21 protein-coding genes are annotated in these 23859 nt (G+C 64.2%); 10 read left to right on the top strand and 11 right to left on the bottom strand.

The annotated features are described in order from the left end of the window. Positions 1-166: 166 nt before the first annotated feature. The 3 genes from CJU94_RS20905 to CJU94_RS20915 form a co-directional block, all read right to left on the bottom strand. Positions 167-1021 (bottom strand): helix-turn-helix domain-containing protein, encoded by an 855-nt coding sequence (locus CJU94_RS20905; protein ID WP_095420632.1) that lies wholly within the window; start codon positions 1019-1021, stop codon positions 167-169. 291 nt (positions 1022-1312) lie between these two features. Continuing rightward, entirely contained in the window at positions 1313-2653 is a 1341-nt protein-coding gene (locus CJU94_RS20910) for a type II toxin-antitoxin system HipA family toxin (RefSeq protein ID WP_095420633.1), read from the bottom strand. A 2-nt stretch (positions 2654-2655) separates the two neighbouring features. After that, positions 2656-2910: a helix-turn-helix transcriptional regulator gene (locus CJU94_RS20915; RefSeq protein WP_095420634.1), complete on the bottom strand. Its 255-nt coding sequence runs from the start codon at positions 2908-2910 to the stop codon at positions 2656-2658. Between the two features lie 268 nt (positions 2911-3178). Here CJU94_RS20915 and CJU94_RS20920 point away from each other — a divergent pair, with 268 nt between their 5' ends. From CJU94_RS20920 to zwf, 5 genes are all read left to right on the top strand, one after another. Further along, entirely contained in the window at positions 3179-4519 is a 1341-nt protein-coding gene (locus tag CJU94_RS20920) for an NAD(P)/FAD-dependent oxidoreductase (RefSeq protein WP_095420635.1), read from the top strand. Positions 4520-4935: 416 nt separating this feature from the next. Then, positions 4936-7890, top strand: a complete 2955-nt coding sequence (locus CJU94_RS20925) for an enterotoxin A family protein (protein ID WP_157763794.1) — start codon at positions 4936-4938, stop codon at positions 7888-7890. A 241-nt stretch (positions 7891-8131) separates the two neighbouring features. Next, a complete protein-coding gene (locus tag CJU94_RS20930; RefSeq protein WP_095420637.1) occupies positions 8132-8383 on the top strand; it encodes a hypothetical protein in 252 nt (83 codons plus the stop codon). Between the two features lie 402 nt (positions 8384-8785). Further along, positions 8786-9724: a bifunctional Delta(1)-pyrroline-2-carboxylate/Delta(1)-piperideine-2-carboxylate reductase gene (lhpI, locus tag CJU94_RS20935; RefSeq protein WP_095420638.1), complete on the top strand. Its 939-nt coding sequence runs from the start codon at positions 8786-8788 to the stop codon at positions 9722-9724. 321 nt (positions 9725-10045) lie between these two features. Next, positions 10046-11533: a glucose-6-phosphate dehydrogenase gene (gene zwf / locus CJU94_RS20940; protein WP_095420639.1), complete on the top strand. Its 1488-nt coding sequence runs from the start codon at positions 10046-10048 to the stop codon at positions 11531-11533. Between the two features lie 195 nt (positions 11534-11728). On the opposite strand, the gene CJU94_RS20945 is transcribed toward zwf, so the two are convergent. Then, entirely contained in the window at positions 11729-12685 is a 957-nt protein-coding gene (locus CJU94_RS20945) for a LysR family transcriptional regulator (protein ID WP_157763795.1), read from the bottom strand. A 716-nt stretch (positions 12686-13401) separates the two neighbouring features. Further along, entirely contained in the window at positions 13402-14454 is a 1053-nt protein-coding gene (locus CJU94_RS20950; protein WP_095420641.1) for an NAD(P)-dependent alcohol dehydrogenase, read from the bottom strand. 318 nt (positions 14455-14772) lie between these two features. Between CJU94_RS20950 and CJU94_RS20955 the strand changes: the two genes are divergently transcribed. Continuing rightward, on the top strand, positions 14773-15741 hold the full coding sequence (locus CJU94_RS20955) for an AraC family transcriptional regulator (protein WP_095420642.1): 969 nt from the start codon (positions 14773-14775) through the stop codon (positions 15739-15741). A gap of 18 nt (positions 15742-15759) precedes the next feature. Here the strand turns inward: CJU94_RS20955 and CJU94_RS20960 are convergent, their stop codons facing one another. The 3 genes from CJU94_RS20960 to CJU94_RS20970 all read right to left on the bottom strand — a co-directional run bounded on the left by CJU94_RS20960 (position 15760) and on the right by CJU94_RS20970 (position 17890). Continuing rightward, positions 15760-16536: a molybdopterin-dependent oxidoreductase gene (locus tag CJU94_RS20960; protein WP_095420643.1), complete on the bottom strand. Its 777-nt coding sequence runs from the start codon at positions 16534-16536 to the stop codon at positions 15760-15762. Beyond that, entirely contained in the window at positions 16533-17165 is a 633-nt protein-coding gene (locus tag CJU94_RS20965; protein WP_095420644.1) for a cytochrome b/b6 domain-containing protein, read from the bottom strand. Before CJU94_RS20965 ends, CJU94_RS20960 begins: the two co-directional genes overlap by 4 nt. 92 nt (positions 17166-17257) lie before the next feature. Beyond that, the gene (locus CJU94_RS20970; protein WP_095420645.1) at positions 17258-17890 is read right to left on the bottom strand and encodes a hypothetical protein; all 633 of its coding nucleotides are present in this window, start codon (positions 17888-17890) and stop codon (positions 17258-17260) included. A gap of 195 nt (positions 17891-18085) precedes the next feature. On the opposite strand from CJU94_RS20970, the gene CJU94_RS20975 reads away from it, so the two are divergent. Beyond that, positions 18086-18757 (top strand): heavy metal response regulator transcription factor, encoded by a 672-nt coding sequence (locus CJU94_RS20975; RefSeq protein WP_091801881.1) that lies wholly within the window; start codon positions 18086-18088, stop codon positions 18755-18757. Continuing rightward, entirely contained in the window at positions 18754-20154 is a 1401-nt protein-coding gene (locus CJU94_RS20980) for a heavy metal sensor histidine kinase (protein WP_095420646.1), read from the top strand. Before CJU94_RS20975 ends, CJU94_RS20980 begins: the two co-directional genes overlap by 4 nt. A 30-nt stretch (positions 20155-20184) precedes the next feature. Here the strand turns inward: CJU94_RS20980 and CJU94_RS20985 are convergent, their stop codons facing one another. Beyond that, positions 20185-20526 (bottom strand): zinc ribbon domain-containing protein YjdM, encoded by a 342-nt coding sequence (locus tag CJU94_RS20985; RefSeq protein WP_095420647.1) that lies wholly within the window; start codon positions 20524-20526, stop codon positions 20185-20187. Positions 20527-20796: 270 nt separating this feature from the next. Between CJU94_RS20985 and CJU94_RS20990 the strand changes: the two genes are divergently transcribed. Beyond that, positions 20797-21099, top strand: coding sequence for a putative quinol monooxygenase (locus CJU94_RS20990; protein ID WP_095420648.1), 303 nt, complete (start codon positions 20797-20799; stop codon positions 21097-21099). Positions 21100-21126: 27 nt separating this feature from the next. Here CJU94_RS20990 and CJU94_RS20995 read toward each other — a convergent pair whose 3' ends face one another. Further along, positions 21127-22614 (bottom strand): sensor domain-containing diguanylate cyclase, encoded by a 1488-nt coding sequence (locus CJU94_RS20995; RefSeq protein WP_095420649.1) that lies wholly within the window; start codon positions 22612-22614, stop codon positions 21127-21129. Between the two features lie 68 nt (positions 22615-22682). Further along, positions 22683-22898: a hypothetical protein gene (locus CJU94_RS21000; RefSeq protein ID WP_095420650.1), complete on the bottom strand. Its 216-nt coding sequence runs from the start codon at positions 22896-22898 to the stop codon at positions 22683-22685. On the opposite strand from CJU94_RS21000, the gene CJU94_RS21005 reads away from it, so the two are divergent. Further along, complete coding sequence (locus CJU94_RS21005) at positions 22897-23829, top strand: 2-hydroxyacid dehydrogenase (protein WP_095420651.1); 933 nt, start codon at positions 22897-22899, stop codon at positions 23827-23829. The two genes, CJU94_RS21000 and CJU94_RS21005, sit on opposite strands and share 2 nt — an antisense overlap. Positions 23830-23859 lie beyond the last annotated feature (30 nt).

Raw genomic sequence — 23859 nt, forward strand, 5'->3', positions numbered from 1 at the left:
GCGGCCGGGCCGACGTGGGCATCGACCCGCGCCCACTTTCCCGGTGTTTGCGGGCGCGGCTCGCGGCTCGCGGCTCGCGGCTCGCGGCTCGCGGGTCCGGGGCGCGTTCAGGCCGCCGAGAGCCGCTGAGGGGCGCTGTAGGCCGCTTATGGCGGCTTATGGCGGCTTATGGCCGGTTCAGCCGCTTCGACAGATCCGCCACCAGAATCGCCATGCGCGCGGGCTTTTCATAGCAAGCGACATCGTAATTGCGGATCACCTGGCTGATCTCCGATTCACTGGCTTTGCCGGTCAGCAGTTCCCCGGTCAGCACGAAGATCGGCGCATCCGGATTTTCCGACGCGCGCACCGCGCGAATCGCGGCCGCCGAAGTCTGCGAGCCGAACAGCCAGTCGATCACGATACCGTCGAACACCTGGGTTTGCAGCTGTTCGGCAAAGGCCGCCAGGCCATAGATCGCCACCGCCGCGAAGCCGCTGCGCTCCAGATAGTCGCGCAGGTTGTCGGCGCTCGCCTGATCGTCGTCGACCACGGCGATGGTCGGCTTGTCGGTTTCGGCGCGGCGCGGATAAATCTCGATCTTGTGAACCTCGTACGCGCTTTGGTAAAGCGTGCCGTCGTGACGCGCCACGCGCCATTGCCCGAGCCTCGCGTACGCGACGAATTCCGGGCGGCTGCCCGGCTCGAGCGCGGCGCCGATCCACGCCGTGCAGGCCAGTTCGATTGCGCCGATGCTGAATATGGCTTCCTGGGCAATCGCGCCGACCATGCCCGGATCGAGCGATTGCGCGCCGAACAGCTGGGCGGCGGGTTCGCCGAACACCTCGGCGACCTTCTTGATCTGCGACAGGGTCCACGGGCTGTTGCCGCGCAGTTTGCGGTGTCCCTGTGAAAAACTCAGGTCGAGAATGCGGCACAGTTCCGTGGTCTGCTGGCGTTTGCCGATTCCATGCCGGCTCATCAACTCGCGCACGCGCTCGGCGACTGCGATGGAGTCAGGTGAGTGTGTTTCGTTGGCCATGCTGCGTGAGAATCCGCCGTCTTAAAGGGTGCTGGGGAACGCGATACGACAGGCGCAGTTCGACCATGCGCATTCAATGCGCATGGTCGCGGCTACGCGGGGGACAGCAAATGTACCGTAAAAGTATCGCAGTCTGTCGTTTTGTTAAGCGCCGCCGAGTCCATGAGTGCGAGAGTCGAAACAGACCGGTTTGGCGATTTTTTATGCATTGAGCATTGAAGGTATTTTACCGATTAAACCGTGCCGCATCGGTAGAGAAATAGGTTGAGCGGGGCGAACCGAGCGCCATGCCTAGCCCGCGGGCATGGTGGCGAGCTTTGCCGCCGAGCTCGTCAGGCCTTTGAAAATCCGTTCGGCGATCTTGGCCGGAAAGCGCTCGGGCAATTCCGCCGAGACCCGCTCGATGACACCGGGGGTCTGTTCGATCAGCCGCTGGATCAGCGGTTCCGCGTTTGCGCCGTACGAACACTTGAGCGCCATCGTGTTGAAGTGGCGCCGCTGCACGTCGCGAAACGCGTCGTGTTTGCTGCGCGACCACATGCCCATGGCGAGCCTCGCCTTGAACCACGACCACTGGTTCGGGCCGCTGCCTTCCACCGGCCAGATCGACATGACGTCGTAAAGCGGCGTGAGGCGGTAGTGGCCGCCGGGCAGCAGGCGAATGCTGAAGTTCTTGGCGTGACCGTCCGGCGCCGCCAGCATCCAGAACAGGACCTGGCTCGCCAGCAGTGTTTCGATGTCCTGCCGGGCCGCGACCGACTGCTGAAGAATCCGCGCCAGATCGAGCACGCCCGGGCCGCCTTCGTTTTCATATTTTCGATGCGACGGCACGCCGTACACCTGGCAGAAGTCTTCCTGCGGCAGGCGCAATAGCCATTGCCCGCTCGAATGCAACTGCCGGTCGAAGCGCTCGACGCTCAACACCCGTTGTTTGCCGAACGTCACGATCTCCGTGTTGGCGACCGGCAGGCCGAAGGCGTGCAGAATCCGCAGACAGAGCCACTCGTTTTCGACCGAGGTGCTGAGGTCGGCGAGCTTGTTGCCGACGAGGCCGAGCGGCAGCTTGAAGATGTGCGTGGTGGGTGTGGCGCCATGCGGCCTCTGCCACTTGCCGTCGTGCCACAGCAGCGCGGTTTTTTCCTGCGCGCCGGCGAGCGAGATGCGGAAATCGTCCGCCTCGTCGGGCGCGCCGAACGCGGGGATGCTGACCGTGCGCACCAGCATCGCTTCGATGTCGGCGTCCGTGAGCGGCGTGCCCTCGATCCGTTCGACGCCTTGCGGCGCGTCGTCTTCGGCGAGTAGCTGCACGGCACCCACGCAGTCGCGGCCGATGGCTTGCAGCAAGTCGAACGCATCGAGCGTCTCGGTCTGGTAGCGTTGGGCGATGCGCTTTCTGATCGCCTCGCTGTCGGGCAGCAGATTGTCGAAATAATTGAGGACGCGCGGGCCTTTGTGCGCCGGATTACCCGGCGTGAACGGCAGCGACAGGGACAGTGGCCGACCCGCGGGCGAGGCGACCCACGCCGGGTCGTAGGCGAACTCCATGGGGCCGCGAGCGGGAAGGCGCCAGACGCCGACGCGCTCGCCGTTGGCCCACACCGACAGCGCGCGTGAGTGAGTTTGCCGGCCCATGCTCACCACTCGACCGAAGGCGCGGGTCCGGGCAGCGCCTGGCTCTTGTCGCGTATTTGCAATTGCAGGCCGTAAATGCCGCACAAGGCCAGCAACTGGGCGAGGGTGAGCGCGGCGGCCTCGGTTTCCAGCGCCGAAATGCGGCTCTGGCTGACGCCGATCCGCGCGGCGGCCTCGGCCTGCGTGAGTCCGGCTTGCCGCCGGCTGGCGGCGAGCAATTGGCCCATCTGGTCCGGCGTGGCGATAAGGTGGAGCATGGCAAATTATCCGCGATACGAATAAGCGCACTTTATGCGTCACACGAATATTTGTCAAATATTCGCGTGACGCATATTTTGCCAATATCTGCCTGACGAATAAAATGCCGATATCCGTGTCACGCATAACGGCGTGTTCGGGCGTTTTGGTGCCGTTCCGTACTGGTTGCGCGGGCCGGCGTTTGCGTCGCGCGCCCTGGCATCGCGCCATTGCGAACAAGCGGTCCGCCTGCGAAGATTACGCCCACACTTAAAACCCGCCCGTCCGATGACCACGACTTACCCCTTGCACGCGAACTTTACGCCCGCCGACCAGGCGTTCCCGAAACATGCCGACGTGGTGATCGCCGGCGCCGGCATCATGGGATGCGCGGCCGCCTACTATCTGGCGCGCCGCGGCCTTTCGGTGGTGGTGCTCGACAAATCGCGGATTGCCGGGCAGCAGTCGTCGCGGGCGTGGGGATTCGTGCGCCAGCAGGGCCGTGAAGCCGCCGAGGTGCCGCTGATGATGGCGGGCATCCCACTATGGAAAACACTCGAAAGCGAGCTGAATTTCGACCTCGAATGGCGTCAGGGCGGGTGTCTGTACGTGGCCACCCGCGAAGAAGACTGGAGCTCGTTCCAGCAATGGATGGACGTCGCGCGTCAGCACGGGCTCGATACCCGCACGCTCGATCGCAGGCAGATCGACACGATCGTGACCGGCATGCACGGCCCGGCGCTCGGCGGCCTCTATACCCCGAGCGACGGTCAGGCGGAGCCGCGCCGCGCCGCGGCCGCCTTCGCGGCGCGGGCGGCCGAAGCCGGCGCGCTGTTTTTCGAAGGCTGCGGCGTGATCGGCGTCGAGCGCGCGGGCGGTGCGATTGCCGGCGTGGTCACCGAGCGCGGCACGCTGCGAACTTCGCGCTTCATCTGCGCGGCCGGCGCCAGCAGCTGGCGTCTGCTCAAAACGCTCGGGCTCGAACTGCCGCAACAGGCCGTGCGCGGCACCTGCATGCGTACCAACCCGTTGCCGCGCATCACCGCGTCGACGTTCTGGGGCCACGGTCTCGGCGTGCGGCAACGCGAGAACGGCGCCATCAATCTGGCCGACGACATGCAGGTCGACGTCGACATGACGCTCGGCCATTTCCGCGCGCTCAAATGGTTCTTGCCGGAGTTGTGGGCGCAGCGCGAGAAGTTCAGCTTCCATCTGAACGGCGCGTGTCTGCGCGACCTGCGCGAGCGTCTGCCGGGCGGCGTGCCGGAATACGAAAGGGTGCTGCATCCGCGCGACCCGCATCCGCAGCCGAACGTGAGCCACGCGCCGCGTGCGTTGAAAAAACTGCGCGCCTTGTTCCCCGCATTGAAAGACGCGCAGGTGGTCGAATCGTGGGCCGGTCTGATCGACGTGCTGCCCGACGGCATCCCGGTCATCGACGCGCCGCCGCAGGTTAGCGGCCTGACGATCGCCACCGGTTTTTGCGGCCATGGTTTCGCGATGGGACCGATCGTCGGCAAACTGCTCGCGGAATTGAACGACGGCGGCAAGGCGTCGCTCGATCTGTCGGCGTTCCGTTTGCAGCGTTTCTTCGACGGCACGATGCAACGGCCACGCAGCATGCTGTAAAAACGCTTATCCCCGCCACTTCGCGCGTCGTCGCGCCGGTCTTGCGCCACGGTGGCGCGCTCCGCTACGCGCAATAGGGCTGCCCCGTCGTCTCGTCGAGCGATAGCGCGATTTTTGCGGCGATCCCGCCTGTCCGCGCAGCGGGCTCTGCGCCCCGAGCATTAAAACTGATCCAGCGAGTACGGCATGTTCAGCGGATGCGCTTTGCCTATGGCCGTTTCGCCTACGGCGATCGCGCGCGCAACCACCCGGTGCGAGGGGCGCGGCGCAAGCGACAGCTTCGTGCATTACCTTGCGCAACCCGGGTTGGGTTTCTATCTCTCCTGTCACTGCAAACATCGGCGCGGGATAGGCGGCCCCTCGCCGTTCTGTCCGTGACTTCCGGCGTCGTCGTCTCAGAGGAGGGAGAGCAACCTATGAAAGTATCCACCGTCAACCAGAGTCCAGCTTCCGGTTTTCCGGCCGGCGAGGATTTATCGACCGCTGCGCGCGGGTGTGCCGCGCCGTCCCCGCGAGCCCCGTCCCGCGACGACTTGCTGCGCGAGCGTGCCAGCGAAGCCATGCGTTCGCCGGGCATCTTCGGCAACGCGCATGCCGGCGTAACGCGCACGCAACCGGGGTATTCGCGAGCCGTCAAGGGGACTTCCGCCAATGCGTCGAAGCCCGCATCCGGGCCGCCGCCGTCCGGGCGGATAGAGCGCTCGCCCATGCCGCAGACTCCGCAGCCGCCCGCGGCGCCCGATCAGGTCCAATACAACGGACACGCGATCACCTTGCGCCCCCCGGTCGCGGCACCTCGCGATATTCAGACGACGGCCCTCCAGGCGAACGTGTTCAACATCTTGTACCGTCCGGCGATCAACGACGATCCGCAGACACTGCCGGGCGCATGCCGGGAAGCATTGTGCGCGGGCGCCGTGCTGCATGTCGAGCGGCTGGCGGCTGGCGGCGGTTCGACGCTGCTGTCGGCTGCCGCCGGTGTGAGAGATCAGTTGAGGTCAGGAGGTCAGGCGCGCGACGCGGCCATGTCGGAGATCGAGCGCGCTCATCAACAGTTCCTGCGCTTTTCACAGCCAGTGGAACTGCCCAACCGCATCAGGCACTACGGCTCCGGAAACGAAGCCACGAGAAACGGGTTCAGTGCCGATGCGCTCATCGACGATCTGCGGCGAAACTTCGGCTCGCCTTTCATGGTTCGCACCTCAGCAGGGGATATCCAGCAAAGGCCGAACGATTTCGCGAACCTCAACCTGTATTACCAGCTGCGTCCTGACCGTTACGGTCGAACCTACGTGCCCGGCGGGATCGACGGGCACGTGGTCGGGATTCAACGGCTGATGCGTGACCCGGACTATCGGAATGATCGCTACCAGGTGACCGAAAGCAATTCGGGCACGTTCGAGTACGCCAATTTCGATCAGATGGCCTATGCATTAACCGATTTTTATAACAACGGGTATCGGGAAGTGGCCACCGGGATCGTCGCTTTCTCGACCAGTTATTACTTTCCGGCGCAAGCTCACGGGAGCGCGCAGAATCCCCATGACATCGGAGGCTATGCGCTCGAAGACCTGCCGCTCGACCTTTCCGCTGGCGCGCAACCACCCGGGCAACAACCGACGCAACAAGAGCCGCTCGATCTGTCCGTGCCGCGCATGCCCTATGTGAGTCTGACGCCGCCGCGCGTCGATTTGCCGCCGCCCCCTGAGCCACACAGCAGCCGGTATCGCGGCGGCGACCCGTACAGCGATCTGAAGCGTTCGACGGACGGTGAGCCGCTCGATCCGATCGTTCTGTACCGTCCATCTCAGGTGACGCCGGACCAGATGAAGAAGCAGGGCGGCTTCAGCGCAGAGGGGACTCGCTTGCAGAACGTCAACCTCAGTACGCACAACGGCGACGTTGCATTCGGCAGGGGGGTAACCGACGGCGCCGGCTACCTGGGCGCGTTCCGCAAGCTCGATACGGCGGCGCACAGTCTCCAGTTCGCCGGCGGCGCGAAGGGCTACATTTACGATGTCGCGCCCACGCCGAACATGATCGATGTCGGAGCGACGCTAGGCGAGCGCACGCATAAGCCGGAGGACGGCGAAGTCGCCGCGCTGGGGCGCATCGACAACACGCAGATTCGTGGCTGGCGCAGCGTGGCGGACGGCAAGGTCGGGGATTTCGTGGCCAATCCCGACTATCGCTGGGACGTGTACGACCAGACTCACATCGCCGGCGCGCAGCCGCAGCTCTCGGGTTTTGCCCCCGACGATCCCGCCTGGGGCGACGCGAACCGCCGCCCCTTCGTGGAGGCGCGCCCAGCCGCGGGCAGGACCGTCTATGCGACCCACGAAGACCCGAACCTCGCGACGGCACGGTTCTACGCACATGCGAAGGAAAAGATTCGCTCGCTCGAACGCGGCGAGAGTTATCTCGGGCCTGTTTCTATCCGGGCGAAGGATGACTGGTTTGACGGTGCATTCGGCACACTCGCGGCCGGGGCGATTTTCCGCAGCGACGGTTCGACTTCATTCACCGGGCCCGACGACAGCTACGTCGGTGTCACCAGTCCCAAGAGAGCAAAGCCGGATTTCGGCAACCTGGAACTCGCGCCCGATGGCCGGCTGCAATTCACGGGCGATATGCTGCGGGGAAATGTCGTGCGCGTCGGCAGCAACGGCCGCCTGTATGTCGACCGGCGCCCCGTCGACGCGAACGATCAGAACGGCGTGTTTCGCTACGACAACCAGAGTCGTCTGGTTCACGTACCTGACGGCAAGTGGCTGACCTATGGTTCTGACGGCCACGCGTACCTGACCGACGACGCGACGCCCAGCCCGTTCGAAGCGCTGAAAACGAAGTGGGGCATGGTCGACCCGGCCGGGCGCCACGTAACTCCGCCGCTCAGCCCGTCCGCCTTCAAGGATACCGATGCGGGCGGCGCGAGCACGCTGTATCGGTTCGAACGCGATCCCGATAGCGCGCTCCCCCCGGAGGCGACGTACTTCGTCACCGACGTGCCGATCCTGAGCCGCTATGACACGCTCGGAAGCTGGCTTGACGGGGTGAACGACCAATCCAGCAGTGCGCCTGGTTCGCTCGCAAAATGGTTGAGCGACCGGAATGCGGCGTGGTTGTTTCCTGAAGGCTACTATGTCTTCGCGCCTGCGCCTGACCGGCTCGAAGTGCGCAATCTCGAAGGCGCAAGCAAGGCGACGCTCAAGCTGAAATCGCCGGGCGGCCCGTTCGTGCGCACGGATGCTCAGCCGATCCATCCCGACTACAGAATTCCTCAGTCGATATGGAAGCGCCTCGAGGACTATACGCAGACGAGACAGCGGCTGTCCGAACTGACGGCGCCGACGCGCCGCGCGGGCGGGTGAACACCGGGCGCGCGCCGTCCCGTTAAGGGGCCGCGCGCCTGCGGAGCCTGCCATGGGTTGGGTCGGAGTTCGACGATTGCCGCATCGATCACGTGCCGCGCTGCCCGGCGGCGCGCGGTGCCATGACGCCGCGTGACCAAGCGCTGCGCCAGGCAGCGTCCGGCAGGCCGTCTGGCGGGCCGGGTTCGGGCCCGTTTCCTGCTAAACCGCCTGCACCGACCAATGTCATTTCGGACCTGCCATGAATCGAACTTACGCGCTGCTCGCCGCCGGCCTGATTGCTGTCGGCTTCGCCACCCCCGTGAACGCCGCCAGCCGGGACGAACAGGCCAAGGCCTGCCGCGGCGACGCCATGCATTTCTGCGCCGCGGACATTCCCAACGAAGACAAGATCACCGCCTGCATGGAGAAACATGTGGATGAACTCAGTCCGGCGTGCCGCGCCATGTTCAAGGGCGGCAAGAAGAGCGGGGACAAAGATACGCCGCAATGATGGCGGCGCGGCGTACTTTACTTTCTGCTTTTCCCCGCACGGGCTTTGCGTGTGCTGGTCCGCGGGCGGCGACGGTACTTCGGGCGGGCGACAAGTGGCCCCGAGGCTCGCACCTGAGTTGCCCGCGGCTTAATGTCGAGCGCCCTATGCGGCGCCCGTCGCCTCACTTCCCTTTGCCGCGATCGGGCCCCACGGCGCCGCAGGCGTCGTAGAATCGCTTGTCCTCGACCTGCGCAGCCGCCGCATGCCCGGTCTGTCCAGCTGCCGGCGTGGCCGCCCGAGGCGTGCGACCTGCCGATGCCGAGCCGATCGTATCGTCAGTCGCGCCGGTCGAGCGCGGCGAGCGCCGCCTGCTAGTCGATCCCAACTCAACGTTCTGCCAAGGACTGGAACCACCTGCCCATGACTCGCCCGATCACGCAGATTTTCGACGCCGCCGCGACCGCGCGGCTGATTCCGTACGCCGCGCTCGTCGACGCGCTCAAGCGCGCGAGCATCGAGTATGCACAGCAGCGTATCGCGAGTCCCGAGCGGCTCGTCGTGCCGCTCAACGAGGGCGGCATCATGCTGTCGATGCCCGCCACCGCGCCCGACCTCGCGATCCACAAACTGGTCAATGTGTGCCCGAGCAACGGCCCGCGCGGCCTGCCGACGATTCACGGCAAAGTGATGACGTTCGACGCCGACACCGGCGAGACGCTTTTCATCCTCGACGGCCCGATCGTCACGGGTCGCCGCACCGCGGCGATCTCGATGCTCGGCGTCGAGACCTTCGCCGCCGGCACGCCGCGCGAGTTCCTGCTGATCGGCACCGGCACGCAGGCGCTCAACCATCTGGAGGCGATCGGCGAGCTGTTTCCCGACGCGCGCGTCTGGGTGAAGGGCAGTGCACCCCCGCGTGCCGAAGCGTTCTGCGCGCAGCATCGCGACAAGGCGCGCGAACTCCGGCCGCTGACGCAAGACGGCGGCACGACGATTCCCGAGTCGGTCGACGTGGTGATCGCGCTGACCACGAGCAAACAGCCCATTTACGACGAACCCGCGCGCGCGGAGCGCCTCGTGATCGGCGTTGGCGCGTTCACACCGGCCATGGTCGAGATCGGCGCGCGCACCATCGCCGGGAGCGCGCTTTTCGTCGACGACGAGGCGGGCGCACGCCATGAGGCCGGTGACTTCATTCAGGCGGGCGTCGACTGGGCTCAGGTCGGCGGGATCGCTTCGGTGCTCGACAACCCGGCGCTGCTGCCACAAAAAAAACCGATCGTGTTTAAAAGCGTCGGCTGCGCGGCGTGGGATCTGGCGGCGTGTCGGGTGGCGCGCGAAGCGTTGTCGGGAGCCTGAAGGCCCGGCGCGGAAAGCTGGCGTGAGAGGCCGCTGCGGGCGAGCGGTGAAGGAGAAGAGCGCAGGCGAAACAACCGGTGACGCGGCTTGCCGGCGAACGCCGAAAAAAGCCCCGCACACAGGCCGTTAGCGCCTCGGGTTGGCATATTGCGCCAACCTGAGGCACATGTTGCCGTGCAAACAATCGCAAAACGTTGCACCATAGGCGTTTGCCAGAAAAAAGTGCCGGCCCGCCGGCACGGTGCTTTCGTTGCTGTTTTTTCTGCTGCTTTTTTCTGCCCTTTACCGACGCCTTATCCATCACGACGCTGCGACCGCGCTATGACGACCCACCACGCTTCTGCCACTCCCGACCTGCCGCTCGACATGATCATTTTCGGCGGCACCGGCGACCTGTCGTTTCGCAAGCTGCTGCCCGCGCTCTACATGGCGCATCTGCACTGCAATCTGCCGCCGGATACCCGCATTCTTACGATCGGCCGCAAGCCCTGGTCGCGTGAGGAGTACATCAACGAATTCATGGAGTTGAAGGCCAAGCCCTTCATCGAAAAGAAAGCGTTCGACGCCACCGCCTGGGACAAATTCCTCGCGCTGTTCGAATACGTGCGCATGGACGTGGACTCGGTCGAGGACTACCAGCGCCTGAAGGAAGCCTCGCGCGAGGGCGTGCGCCGTGTGTTCTATCTGGCGACGTCGCCGGATCTGTTCACGAATATCTGCGATAACCTCGCGGCGGCCGGCCTGGTCGACAGCAACTCGCGCGTGGTGCTCGAAAAGCCGCTGGGCCACGATCTCGCCTCCGCGCAGGAGATCAACACGGCGGTCGGCAAGCACTTTAACGAAGCGCAGATCTACCGGATCGACCACTACCTCGGCAAGGAAACCGTGCAGAACCTGATGGTGCTGCGTTTCGGCAATCCGATTTTCGGCCCGCTGTGGCAGGCGCCGTATATCAAGAGCGTGCAGATCACGGTGGCGGAGACGGTCGGCGTGGGCAGCCGCGCGGGTTTCTACGACAAGACCGGCGCGCTGCGCGACATGGTGCAGAACCACTTGCTGCAGTTGCTGTGCATCGTCGCGATGGAGCCGCCCGTGTCGCTCGACCCGGACGCGGTGCGCGACGAAAAGCTCAAGGTGCTGCGTTCGCTGCGGCCCATGACACCCGAAGACATCGCGCGCGACACCGTGCGCGGCCAGTATACCGCCGGCGCCGTGGACGGCGAGGCGGTGAAGGGTTACCTCGAGGAAGACAACGTGCCGGCGGGTAGCCGCGCCGAAACCTTCGTCGCCTTGCGCGCGCACATCAACAACTGGCGCTGGGCGCACGTGCCGTTTTTCCTGCGCACCGGCAAGCGGATGCAGAAGAAGGTGTCGGAGATCGTCATCGAATTTTCGGAGTTGCCGTTCTCGATCATCCCGAACGGCAATAGCGGGCGCAACTACGGCAACCGGCTCGTGATCCAGTTGCAGCCTGAGGAGTCGATCCAGTTGCAGGTGCTTGCGAAAGAGCCCGGCAGCGGCATGCATATGCTGCCGGTGAACCTGAATCTGGACTTGCAGCAGGCCTTCACCGAGCGTCGCGCGGAAGCATACGAGCGTTTGCTGATCGACGTGATTCGCGGACGTCTCACGCACTTCATGCGCCGCGACGAACTGGAAGCGGCATGGGCGTGGGCCGAGCCGATTCTGGCGGGCTGGAGCAAGTCGGGCGACAAGCCGCGCGCGTATACGGCCGGCACGTTCGGACCGGCGGCATCGACGGCGCTGATGGCGCGCGAAAATGCCGTGTGGGCGGAAGAGTCGCAATAAGCGTCTTGTCTCAGCGCTGCAAAAAAGCCCGCCTAGGCGGGCTTTTTTCTTTGACCGATCGCGCGGAGTTAAGGCTAAGGCAAAGAGATCGTCGACGTAGCCGATCGCCGGCCGAGCTTGACCCCCTGCGAATACGGCGCGAGCGAGCCCAAGGTCGGATCGCGCAGATAGGTGCGCGCCTGCGTCGAACCCGCCTCAGGCGGGATGCAGGCCGCGCAGCAACTGACGGACACGCGTGAGGTCCTGATCGACGTGCTCCGCTTTTTCGAACAACTCCGCCAGCCAGTCGACGAACGCGCGCACGCGTGGTGAGACGCGGCGATTCTTCACGTAAGCGACCGAGACCGGCATTGGCACGGGCTTCCATTGCGGCAGAACTTCGCGCAGCAGTCCCGAGTCCAGATAGGGTTGCGCGGCGATCCGGGCGGGCTGGATCAAGCCGAGGCCTTGCAAGCCGCAGGTGAGGTAGGCCTGTTCGTCGCTGACCTTGACGAAGCCTTTCACCTTGACGTTGTGCGCCTCGCCGTCCACTTCGAAATCGAAGTCCACTTCGCGTCCGTTATGCGGCGACATGCAATTGACGGCGACATGTCCACGCAAATCGTCGAGGTCCGCGGGCGTGCCGTAGCGGGCCAGATAGGCCGGACTCGCACAGGTCACGTGTTCGAGGGTGCCGAGTTGGCGCGCGACCAGATTCGAATCCGGCAATTCGCCTAGCTGGATGCTGCAGTCGATCGCTTCCGAGATCAGATCCACTGTGCGGTTGCTGATGCCGATAGCGAGGTCGAGGTTCGGGTAACGCGTGTGAAAGTCGTCCAATGCGGGCAGGACGATGGTGCTGGCCACGGCGCCGGGCATTTCGATACGCAGACGGCCTGTCAGGTTATCCGTCGCGTGACGGATGCTGGCTTCCATTTCGTCGATGTCGGCAAGGATTTGCGCGCAACGCTCGTAATAGGCCGCGCCTTCGGGCGTGACGCTCAGGCGCCGCGTGGTGCGGGCGAGGAGGGCGGTGCCTAGCAGCGCTTCCAGATTCTGAACGATGGTGGTCGCCGTGGCGCGAGGAATGTTTAGTGATTCCGCTGCGCGGGTGAAGCTGTTGGTGTCCACGATTCGGATGAATGTGCGCATTGCGGTTATTCTGTCGATCACGGTTCATGCTCCAGTCGGGGTTTTTGGGGGGGCGTGGGGTTGCCTGCGCGGCGGGTTGTATCTGTGATCCTGGTGGGTTGGGCTTTCCTTGATTTCCTGGTGGTCTATTGGCGTTGCCCCTGTGCGGGGCGGCGCTTACTTTCTTTGCCGCCGCAAAGAAAGTAAGCAAAGAAAGCGGCTTCACACCGCCAGCTCATAAGCGGGTCCCGTGGCTCGGAGTGGGTAGTGGTGCATCTGGAATCTGGCTTCTCGCGCATTCGACCCCGGTGACAAGGCCGTCATACTCCGGAGACGCTGCGCGCGCCGCAGCGGTAATGCTGACCAGCGGTTTCAATAGCGTGCCGCCGAGGCGAAGCCGACGGCCCCCCGACGCAAGTACTTCCGACGGTTTCCCATGCAGACCCGTCCGCGACGCACGGAGTGCGCAGTGGGAGCGAATGATGGCTTTGTCACTGACGTGAAATGTGCGAGCGCACGGATTCCAGATGCACCACTGCCGTGGCTGTGCGGGGGCCCCGCTGAAGAGCTGGCGGTGTGAAGCCGTTTTCTTTGCTTACTTTCTTTGCGGCGGCAAAGAAAGTAAGTGCCGCCCCGCACAGGGACAACGCTAATAGACCACCAGGAAATCAAGGAAAGGCCAACCCACCAAAGAACCGATCCCTACAACACCCACGCCGCAGGCAAAAACCCCCTCCCGCAGCGCGGGCCACCTCCTCTTACTTCCGCAAGGAATCCAGATCAATCACAAACCGATACTTAACATCACTCTTCAGCATCCGCTCATAAGCTTCATTAATCCCCTGCATAGGAATCACCTCGATATCCGAAGTAATTCCATGCTCACCGCAAAAATCCAGCATTTCCTGCGTTTCGGCAATCCCGCCAATCAGCGACCCAGCCAGGCGGCGACGCTTGAAAATCAGATTGAACACCTGCGGCGACGGATGATCATGCTCCGGCGCGCCGACCAGCGTCATCGTCCCATCACGCTTGAGCAGATTCAGAAACGGATTCAGATCGTGCTGCGCAGCCACGGTATTCAGAATGAAATCGAAGCTGTTCAAATGCGCTTCCATCTCTTCGGCATGCTTCGAAATCACCACCTCATGCGCACCCAGCCGCTTCGCGTCTTCGATCTTCGACGGCGATGTCGTGAACAACACGACATGCGCACCCATCGCGCGCGCCAGCTTCACCCCCATATGACCCAGGCCGCCGAGGCCGACAATGCCGACCTTCTTGCCGGGACCGGCGCCCCAGGTGCGCAGCGGCGAATACGTGGTGATGCCCGCGCACAGCAACGGCGCCACGCCGGCAGGGTCGAGATTGTCCGGCACGCTCAGCGTGAAGGCTTCGTCCACCACGAGTTGGGTGGAATAGCCGCCGTAAGTGATCTGACCATCGACGCGGTCGACGCCGTTATACGTGCCGACGAAACCGTTTTCGCAGTACTGTTCGAGACCCTCCTCGCAACTCGCGCAGGTGCGGCACGAATCGACCAGACAGCCGACGCCGACCAGGTCGCCCACCTTGTGCTTCGTCACGTCCGGGCCGACCGCGCTCACGCGGCCAACGATTTCATGGCCCGGCACTACCGGAAAAACCGTGTTCTTCCATTCATTGCGCGCCTGATGCAGGTCGGAATGGCACACGCCACAAAACAGAATTTCCATCTGCACGTCATGGGGGCGAAGTTCGCGGCGCTGGATTTCGAACGGGGCGAGCGGCGCGGTGGCGTCGGTCGCTGCATAGGCATAAGTCGTGCTCATGGGTAGCTCCAGCAAAGAAGGTGAAGTCGCAAGGCGCAGCCGACGGGCGACGCATGCCGCCGTTGTGGCCAACCTCGTCATGAACCGGGATCACGGCGCGGGCGGTGGCTGGCGAATTCGTCACCCGGGGAATTGGCAGCCGAGCCCGGCGCAGCGCGGAAATAGATGATCCGGCAGGGTTCCCATGATAGGAGCGGCAGGGGAGCCCGGGAATACCTGAATGTCTTGAAGGTTTGCCTAAAACTCCTGACTAGCAGCGCGATAGGTCGTTTGGTGCTAAATTTCAGGCATTATTCTCTTGCGCGTCACTATATCGTCATGCCCGCTCATTCCGTCGATCCTGTCCCGGCCGATCCCGCCCAGCAGCGCGTGGTCGAATTATTCGACGTGCTCGCGCCCAACCCGGGCTTCACCCGCACGAGTCTCGAAGGCGTCAATCTGATGCGCGCGAATGCTCCCATGCCGCGCATGCCGGTCATGTACGAGCCGAGCATCGTGATCGTCTGCCAGGGCCGCAAGCGTGGCTTTCTCGGCGATCAGGTGTTTCAGTACGACGCGCAGCAGTACCTGGTGCTCTCGGTGCCGTTGCCGTTCGAATGCGAGACCGAGGCCAGTCCGGAGGCGCCGTTCCTCGCCATCTCGGTGCGCGTGGATCTCACGATGGTGGCCGAATTGCTGATGGCCTTGAACGAAACGCAAGGAGCCGCGCAGCACGAACCCGTCGGCATCTATTCGACACCGCTCGACCCGGCGCTGTGCAACGCGGTGCAGCGGCTGATGGAGGCGCTGGCCTCGCCGCTCGACGCGCGCATTCTCGCGCCCGGCGTGGTGCGGGAGATCTGTTATCGCGTGCTGACCGGCGAGCAGGGTGACGCGATTCGGGCGGCACTCACGCATCAGAATCATTTCGGCCGCATTGCCAAAGCATTGCGGCGAATTCATGCCGATTACCACGGCGTGCTCGACGTCGATACGCTTGCGTCCGAAGCGGGCATGAGCCTCGCCGTGTTTCATGCGCAGTTCAAAGCCGTCACGGCCACTTCGCCGATGCAATACGTGAAGACCACGCGTTTGCATCACGCGCGTTTGCTGATGGTGCAGGACGGTTTGAATGCGGGCGCGGCCGCGGCGCGCGTCGGTTATGAAAGCGCGTCGCAATTCAGCCGTGAGTTCAAGCGCCTTTTCGGTTTGAGTCCGGTGGACGAAGTCAAGCGCATGCGTACCCTGTACGATGCGCCGCCCCCGCGCGTGGTCAAACCGGTGGCGCGTTACGTCACCGCCGTGTGAGCGCGGAAGCGGGCCGCGTTATAAACCGCTGAACCAGTTGTAGCCCTGATCTTCCCAATAGCCGCCGGGATTCGTGTTCGTCACGAAGATCGCCGCGATATGTTTCGGGTTCTTGAAACCGAGCTTGGTCGGCACGCGCAGCTTCAGTGGATAGCCGTATTTGGCCGGCAGCGGTTCATTGCGGAAATCGAGTGTGAGTTGCGTCTGCGGATGCAGGGCCGTCGCCATGTCGAGACTGGAATAATAGCGGTCCGCGCATTTGAAGCCGACGTAGCGCGCGTTCAGATCGGCGCCGATACGCTCCAGAAACGTGCGAAACGGCACGCCGCGCCATTGTCCGATCGCGCTCCATCCTTCAATGCAGATGTGCCGCGTGATCTGTGAAACCTGCGGCAAAGCGCGTAGCTCATCGAGATTCCAGCTGTGCCGGTCCGACACGAGTCCCGACACTTCCAGTCGATACGTCGACCCGTCGATATCCGGCGCGTCGAACTCCGGATAGAACGCGTTGAACGGGAACGGGTCGGTGATGTCGCGCGCCGAATAGGTGGGCGCCAGCTTGTTGCGGTCGAATAGCCAGCCCTGCACGCGATCGTTCCAGCGCGACATGGCCCACAGCACCTTGTCCACCGAATCGCCGTCCTGCATGTTGCAGCCCGAGAGCATGGCCAGCGCGCCGATGGAGAGCGACGAGCGCAGGAACAGGCGCCGCTGCAGTCGCTCGATTTGCGGCCGATGATCGGCAAGCACGATACGGGTTCGGCGCGCGTCGCCGTTGCGTTCGGATGCGCTCATGCCTCGCTCCCTTCGTGCGCCGAATGCCGGGCGCGCCCGGTCAGCATTGGCAGTAACGTGCGCGGAACGAGCAGCACCAACGCCAGATGCACCACCACGAATCCCACCACGCCGGCCATGGCGATGAAATGCACGCGCCGCGCGAAATCGAAGCCGCCGAATAGCGCGGTGAGCCCGGCGAATTGCACGGGCTTCCAGATGGACAGCCCGGACGCCACCAGCAACACGCCAAGACACAACACGAGCAGATACAGCGCGCGCTGCACCGCGTTATATCTGCCGGTATCGTGCGGTAACCTGAACTGCAGCGCGAGGCTTGCGTCGCGCATCACGTCACGTGGATGAACCGGCAACAGCTTGCGCCGGAAGTGCCCACGCCCCAGACCATATGCGAAATACAGCAGTCCGTTTGCGCACAGCAGCCACATCGCCGCGAAATGCCAGGCGATCGAACCGCCCAGCCATCCGCCGACAGTCGCCCACAGCGGAAACGTGAATGGAAAAAAGGGCGACGCGTTATAGATGGCCCAGCCGCTCATGACCATGCAGACCATCGCGAAAGCGTTGATCCAGTGCGTAATTCGTACGACGAGCGGGTGGACGAGCAGGCGCGTTTGCGGTTCAGGCATGGTGCAAGCATCACGGGACGAACGGGAAGTGGAAAGCCGCGCCATCGAAGAACGCGGCTGCTCGAACAAACGGGAGAAGCGCCCCCGCCGTCTTACATCGGCGGCGTTACGCCATGCTCGCCAGCGGAGATAAAGTTGGCCGCCAACGAGCCGTCGGCCTCCTTGTGGGCGAACAACACGACTTTCGCGCCCGGCACCAGCAGCGAACGGTCACCCGGTTCCAACGCGACGATAGGCACGTCTTGCGGAATCACGACTTTCTTTTCGCCGTCCTTGTACTTCACGGTGATCGTGCGGCCGTTGCTGACCACGAGCGAACCCACCGTGCCGTTGGTCATCGAGCTGTTCCCGCCGAGGTCCCACGGCCGATGGCCTTCGCCGGAGCCGCGCATGCTGGCCGGGAACACGTGCACTTCGAGCGCCTTCAGCGTGCCGTCCGCCTGCGGAATCGCCGCGGTGCCCACGTAGCTGTCCGGCTTGATGTCGTTCACGTCGGCGATCACTACGCCGCGAATCGGCGTGTCCTTGGCGAGCTTCACGTCAACGTCCTTGCCGTCGCGCGTGTGAACCTTGAGCAGATCACCCGACAACGCGGTCACGGTGCCGCGCACGCCGGTAGGCGTGGCGTTCTGGGCGTGCGCAGCCGGTCCGGCGGCGAGCAAAGCAGCGGCGGCGAGCGCGGGGGCGACGAAGGTGCGCAACGCACGCGCGGAAACGATCTTCATGAATCTGCTCCAGGTGGTGAACGATGGGGGCAGATTAGACTCGGGACCGGCTCCGGCGAGTGACAGACGAATGACAAAAACGTCATGAATGGCGCGCGAGGGCCACGTAAAATGCTCGGCATATCCACGTCCAGCATTTCAGCGAGCCTCGGAGCGAGGCTCCGGGCCGAAGCCCGAATGGGAGCACCGAGCACCATGAGCATCCTCGTCATCGAAGACGATCCAAAAACCGGCGACTACCTGAAGAAGGGTTTACGCGAGAGCGGCTATGCGGTCGATCTCGCGCGCACCGGCACGGACGGCCTGCACATGGCGCTCGAAAATCCGTACGACCTCGTGGTGCTCGACGTGATGCTGCCCGGTATCGACGGCTGGGAAATCATGCGTGCGCTACGGGCGCGGCGCGATCTGCCGGTGATTTTCCTCACCGCGCGCGACCATGTCAGCGACCGCATTCGCGGTCTCGAACTCGGCGCGGACGACTACCTCGTCAAGCCGTTTTCATTCACCGAACTGGTGCTGCGCATCCGCACGCTGCTGCGCCGTGGCGTGATCCGCGAAAGCGACGTGTTCGAGATCGCCGACCTGAAGCTCGACGTGCTGCGCCGCAAGGTGACGCGCGAAGGTGTGGAAATTCCGCTCACCAACAAGGAATTCATGTTGTTGCATCTGCTGGTGCGCCGGCAGGGCGAGGCGCTGTCGCGCACGCAGATCGCCTCCGAAGTGTGGGACATGAACTTCGACAGCGACACCAACGTGGTCGACGTCGCCATCAAGCGGCTGCGCGCCAAGGTCGATCATCCATTCGAAAAGAAGCTGATTCATACGGTGCGCAGCATCGGCTACACCTTCGGCGACGGCTCATGACCTTCTGGACCGGGCGCTCGCTCACGGCTCGCACCACGGTGCTGTTCGCGGCGATCGCCTGCGTGGTGATCGGCTCGTTGGGCGCGTATTTCTACCGCTCCGCCGAACTGTCGTTGCAGCACCGCGCCGACGTGGTGCTGACCGGCCGCGTCGAGCATTTCAGCCGCATCGTGCGCGATCTGTATTCGGTCAGCGAACTGAAGAACCGGCCGTTGCTGTTCGAGACCATGCTCGGCGCGGAACAGGACGTGCTGCTGTTTCGCCGTCCGGGCGAAGCGCCGTTTGTCGACGTGAACCCGGCGGGCGTGGCGGTGCCCGCGCTGCAAGCCGGCGCGCAGGGGCATTTGCCCACCATCGCCGACATTCGCCAGACGCAGCTCGCCGACGGCGTGCCGGTGCATTGGGCGATCGCTACCGCGAGGGCGCGTGAAGACGGCACTGAGGTCGAAGTGATCGCCGGCCACCCGATGACGCAGGAAGTGCGCATGCTGGCGGCTTATCGCAACCGCATCGTGCTGGCCACGCTGATCGGCATGCTGGCCGCGACGCTGCTCGCCTACTACGTGCTGCGCCGCGCGCTGCGCCCGGTGCGCGAGATCGCCACGCGGGCCGCGCAGATCAGCCCGGCGAGCCTGTCCGTGCGGCTCGACAGCGAGGCGGCGCCGCTCGAATTGCGCCAGCTCACGCATGCGTTCAACGCCATGCTCGACCGTCTCGCTGAGGGTTATCAACGTCTCTCGCAGTTTTCCGCCGACCTCGCGCATGAGATTCGCACGCCGGTCGGCGCGTTGATCGGGCAGACCCAGGTGACGCTCGCGAGAACGCGCGAGCCAGACGAGTATCAACAGGTGCTCGAATCGAATCTGGAAGAGCTGAGCCGGCTGAGTCATATCGCCGAAAACATTCTGTTTCTCGCGCATGCGGACCATGCGGCGCTTTCGGTCGACCGCGAGCCGGTCGAGCTGCGTGACGAACTCGTCAGGATCTCCGACTATTTCGAAGGTCTCGCCGACGAACGCGGCATGCGCTTCGCGGTCGAGGCCGAAGGCGTGGCATGGGCGAATCCCATGCTATGCCGGCGCGCGATCAACAACCTGGTCGTCAACGCGGTGCGCTACGGCGCGAGCGATACGGTGGTGCGTCTGCGCGGCACGCAGGACGAAGCGGGCGCCACCGTGGTGGTCGAAAACGACGGCGCACCGATTCCCGAGGCGCAGCTAGGGCGTCTGTTCGATCGCTTTTACCGCGGGGATGCGGCGCGCAGCGCGTTTACCGAGTCGAGCGGTCTGGGTCTCGCCATCGTCAAGGCGATCATGCATCTGCATGGCGGCACGGCGCGCGTGGTGTGTCCGGCGCCGGGCGTGGCGCGTTTCGAACTGCGCTTCCCGGCCGTTTGAGCGCCACCGTTGCCCGGCGGCGCACTCCGCTCAGACCTTCTTCAGATACGCGGCCTTCAGCATGAAGTTGCCCGCGTCCATTTTGCAGTCCACTTCATGATCGCCGCCCACGAGGCGAATGCTCTTGACCTTGGTGCCCATTTTGAGCGTGATCGACGAACCTTTCACTTTCAGGTCCTTGATCAGCACGACGGCGTCGCCATCGGCCAGCGGGTTGCCGTTGGCGTCCTTGACCACGCGTTCGTCGGCGTCTTCGGCGGATGCGGCGGCGTTGATCGGCCATTCATGCGCGCAATCCGGGCAGACGTAATTGTCGCCGTCCGGGTACGTGTTTTCCATTGCGCATTGCGGGCAGGCGGGAATTGTCGACATGATCTTGTTTCCGAACCGCGGCGTGCCGCGGATAACTTCAGGGCCCGCGAGTATAGCGGAACCATGCCGGGCCGCCAGTGTCCGTCACGCGCAAAGCTGAGCCAGCGCAAAGCGGCGGATGCTGTTGCCGATCCGAAGGTCGCGCGGCGACGCTTGACGGGAGGCGGACTATACTCTTCCGATAGCGTGGCTGTCTCGCACGTTCCGTCATGCTTTGCGACGCTTTGCCAAGCACATCTGGTGCTCGAATCTCACAGCAGGAGTTCCATCATGGTCAAACTCGCCCTGTACGTGCGTCTTGAAGCCAGACCCGGCAAGGAGAAGGAGGTCGAAGCGTTTCTGCTCGGCGGCTTGCCGCACGTCGAGGAGGAGCCGGGCACCGTCGCGTGGTTCGGTCTGAAGCTGGGGCCGTCCACGTTCGGCATTTTCGATGCCTTTAACGATGAGGGTGGCCGTGACGCGCATCTGCACGGCAAGGTGGCGGCCGCCTTGATGGCGAAGGCCGGCGAGCTGCTCGCCTCGCCGCCCAGCATTGAAAAGGTCGACGTGCTGGCGGCCAAATTGCCCGGCTGAACGAGCGGCCAACCGCGCGTGCGCCGGTCAGACGCCGGACGCGTCGTCCGCTTCGGCAGCCGGCTGGCTCGCGTAGATCGCGCGTTTGTCCTCGTACATGAGCAGATCGGCGCGCTGCACGCCCGCTTCGAGCCGGTCGCCGCGCTGGCAGGTGGCCGCGCCCATCGAGAAGCTGAGCGGTGAGCCGGGATAGAACTGATTGTTCATCTCGACCAGTTGCCTGATCGCATCGACCATGGCGACGCCGCCGCGCTCGTCGGTGTCCGGCATCAGGATCGCGAACTCGTCGCCGCCAATGCGTGCCGCATGAAACGGGGTTTCGGTCGCCTTGGCGAGCACTTCGCCGGCGCGCCGCAGCAGCGCATCGCCCGCGGCGTGGCCGAGCTGATCGTTCACGCGTTTCAAACCGTTCAGATCGGCCATGATGATCGTGACGGGCCACGGACCCTTGCGTTCGAGCCGGTTCAGCTCGTCCACGTAGAAGGAGCGGTTGCGCAGTTTGGTCAGCACGTCGTGCTTGCCGAGGAACTCCAGGTACGCTTCGGCCTTCTTGCGCGCCGTGATGTCCGTGAGCGCCACCAGCACCAGATCCCAATTCTTTTCATGGCCCGGCAGCACGGAGAATTGCAGATGCACGTGCACCTCGCTGCCGTCGAGCGAGTAGTTGAGCACCTCGCGCTGCTGGAACAGCTTGCCGTCCCATAGATCGATCAACTGCTCGCGGAAATGCGGCCGCATGTCGTCGCGGAATACATCGGGCAGGTGCGCCAGCAGCGTTTTCTTGTCTTTGGCCGCGAACATGTCGAGCGTGTGCTGGTTCACGTCGAGCACATGGATTTCCTGCATGCAGCGCTCGACGAACTCGGGATGCACGTCGGTGAACACGCGGAAATCGTTGATGCCGGCCGCGCGCGCTTCGTCGAGCAGACGCTTGACCGCGCTGAAATCCTCCACCCAGAGCGATACCGGCGAATACTCGAAGAGGCCCCGCACGTACTGCTCGGCGAGCGTCACGCGATGCCGCGCGCCTTCCAGTTCGGTGATGTCTTCGACCGATACCAGCACGCGGTCCCAGCGCGCCTCGTGCCCGGGCAGCACGGCGCCCTTGAGCAACACGTCGAGGCGCCGTCCGCCGAGCGTGTAGTTGACTGTCTGGCTGGTGAACTGCGATTGCCCGGCCCACAACTGGCATAGCTCTTCGAGGTGGGTCTTGAGCATGTCGTCGCGGAACACCGAGGCGAGATTGCCGGTAAGCGCCTCGAAATCGGCAGCCTCGAATTGGGTGAGCGTCTTCTGATTGACCTTGACGACGCGGATGCTGTGCGCGCACTCCGCGACACAGCCCGGATTGGCGGCGAAGTGCGCACGCAGATCGGTCACGCCGTCGGCCCGCCATGCATCGAACAGTGCGCGCACGCCGCTGAAATCTTCGAGCCAGAGCGAGACCGGCGCGAGTTCGAACATCTCGGAATCGTCGTTGGCGGGCGCGGGGCCGCGCGGGAGGATGTCCAGCATGGAGTTCTCGGAATCGGAAGTGCCGCTATTTTAAAGCCGGTTGAGCGGTTGCTGAAAAGAAAGACCGGTTACGCATCATCTTCGCTTTCGCCCTTCATCGAGATAACGGCCGGGTTGCAGGAGACTTGAGGCACGCGGCCGCGCCGGTTCGCGTTCCAGGCAGGGCGCGGCGAGTCGTCGAGCGCTCCGGCTGCGCGCCTGCGCGCGTTGGCGAGCCTTGCTACACTGCGCTGAAATCCGTTCCGTCCATTCACGTTGCACGTTGCCGACGAAAGCGCCTTCATGAAGCCATCCCTTCTGGTTCTGATCCACTTGAACGATGCAAGCCGCGCGAGTATCGAGGCGGCTTTCGAGCTCGTCTATGCTCCCGATGCGACCCAGCGGGCCGCCGCGATCGACGCGCACGGCGCGACGATTCGCGCGGTGCTGACCAACGGCACGACCGGGCTCACCGCCGCTGAAATCGACCGCATGCCGCTGTTGGAGCTGGTCAGCGCGTTGGGCGCGGGCTATGAAAACCTTGCCGTCGACCATGCCCGCTCGCGCGATATCGTGCTCGTCAACGGCTCGGGGACCAACGATGATTGCGTGGCCGACCATGCGTTCGCCTTGCTGCTCGCGGTGGTGCGCGACGTCCCGCAACTCGATCAGGCCACGCGCGAAGGCGCCTGGCGAGATACCTTGCCGATGCGCCCGAACGTTTCCGGCAAGCGCCTCGGCATTGTCGGGCTCGGCAATATCGGTGCGAAGGTGGCACGCCGCGGCGCGGGTTTCGACATGGAGATCGGCTACCACAACCGTAAGCCGCGTGAAGGCTCGCCGCACGCGTACTTCGACAGCGTGGAAGCGCTCGCGCGGTGGAGCGACTTTCTCATCGTGGCCACGCCGGGCGGTGCGGGCACGCGTCATCTGATCGGCCAGACGGTGTTCGAGGCGCTCGGTCCGCGGGGCTTCGTGGTCAACGTCTCGCGCGGCAGCGTGCTCGACACGGCGGCGCTCGCGCAGGCGCTCACGGCGGGCACGATTGCCGGCGCGGCGCTCGACGTCTACGAAGGCGAACCGAATCCTCCCGCGCCCTTGCTGACGCTGCGCAATGTGGTGTTGACGCCGCATGTGGGCGGACGCTCGCCGGAGGCGATCACGGCCTCGGTCGATAACTTCCTGAGCAACGCCAGCCGCCATTGTGCGGGCGAGGCGGTATTGACGCCGATCTGACGCGGAGCCTTCGCTCACGCGTCCAGCGGT

Origin of the sequence: Paraburkholderia aromaticivorans, assembly GCF_002278075.1 — a bacterium.
Taxonomy (GTDB): Bacteria; Pseudomonadota; Gammaproteobacteria; order Burkholderiales; family Burkholderiaceae; genus Paraburkholderia; species Paraburkholderia aromaticivorans.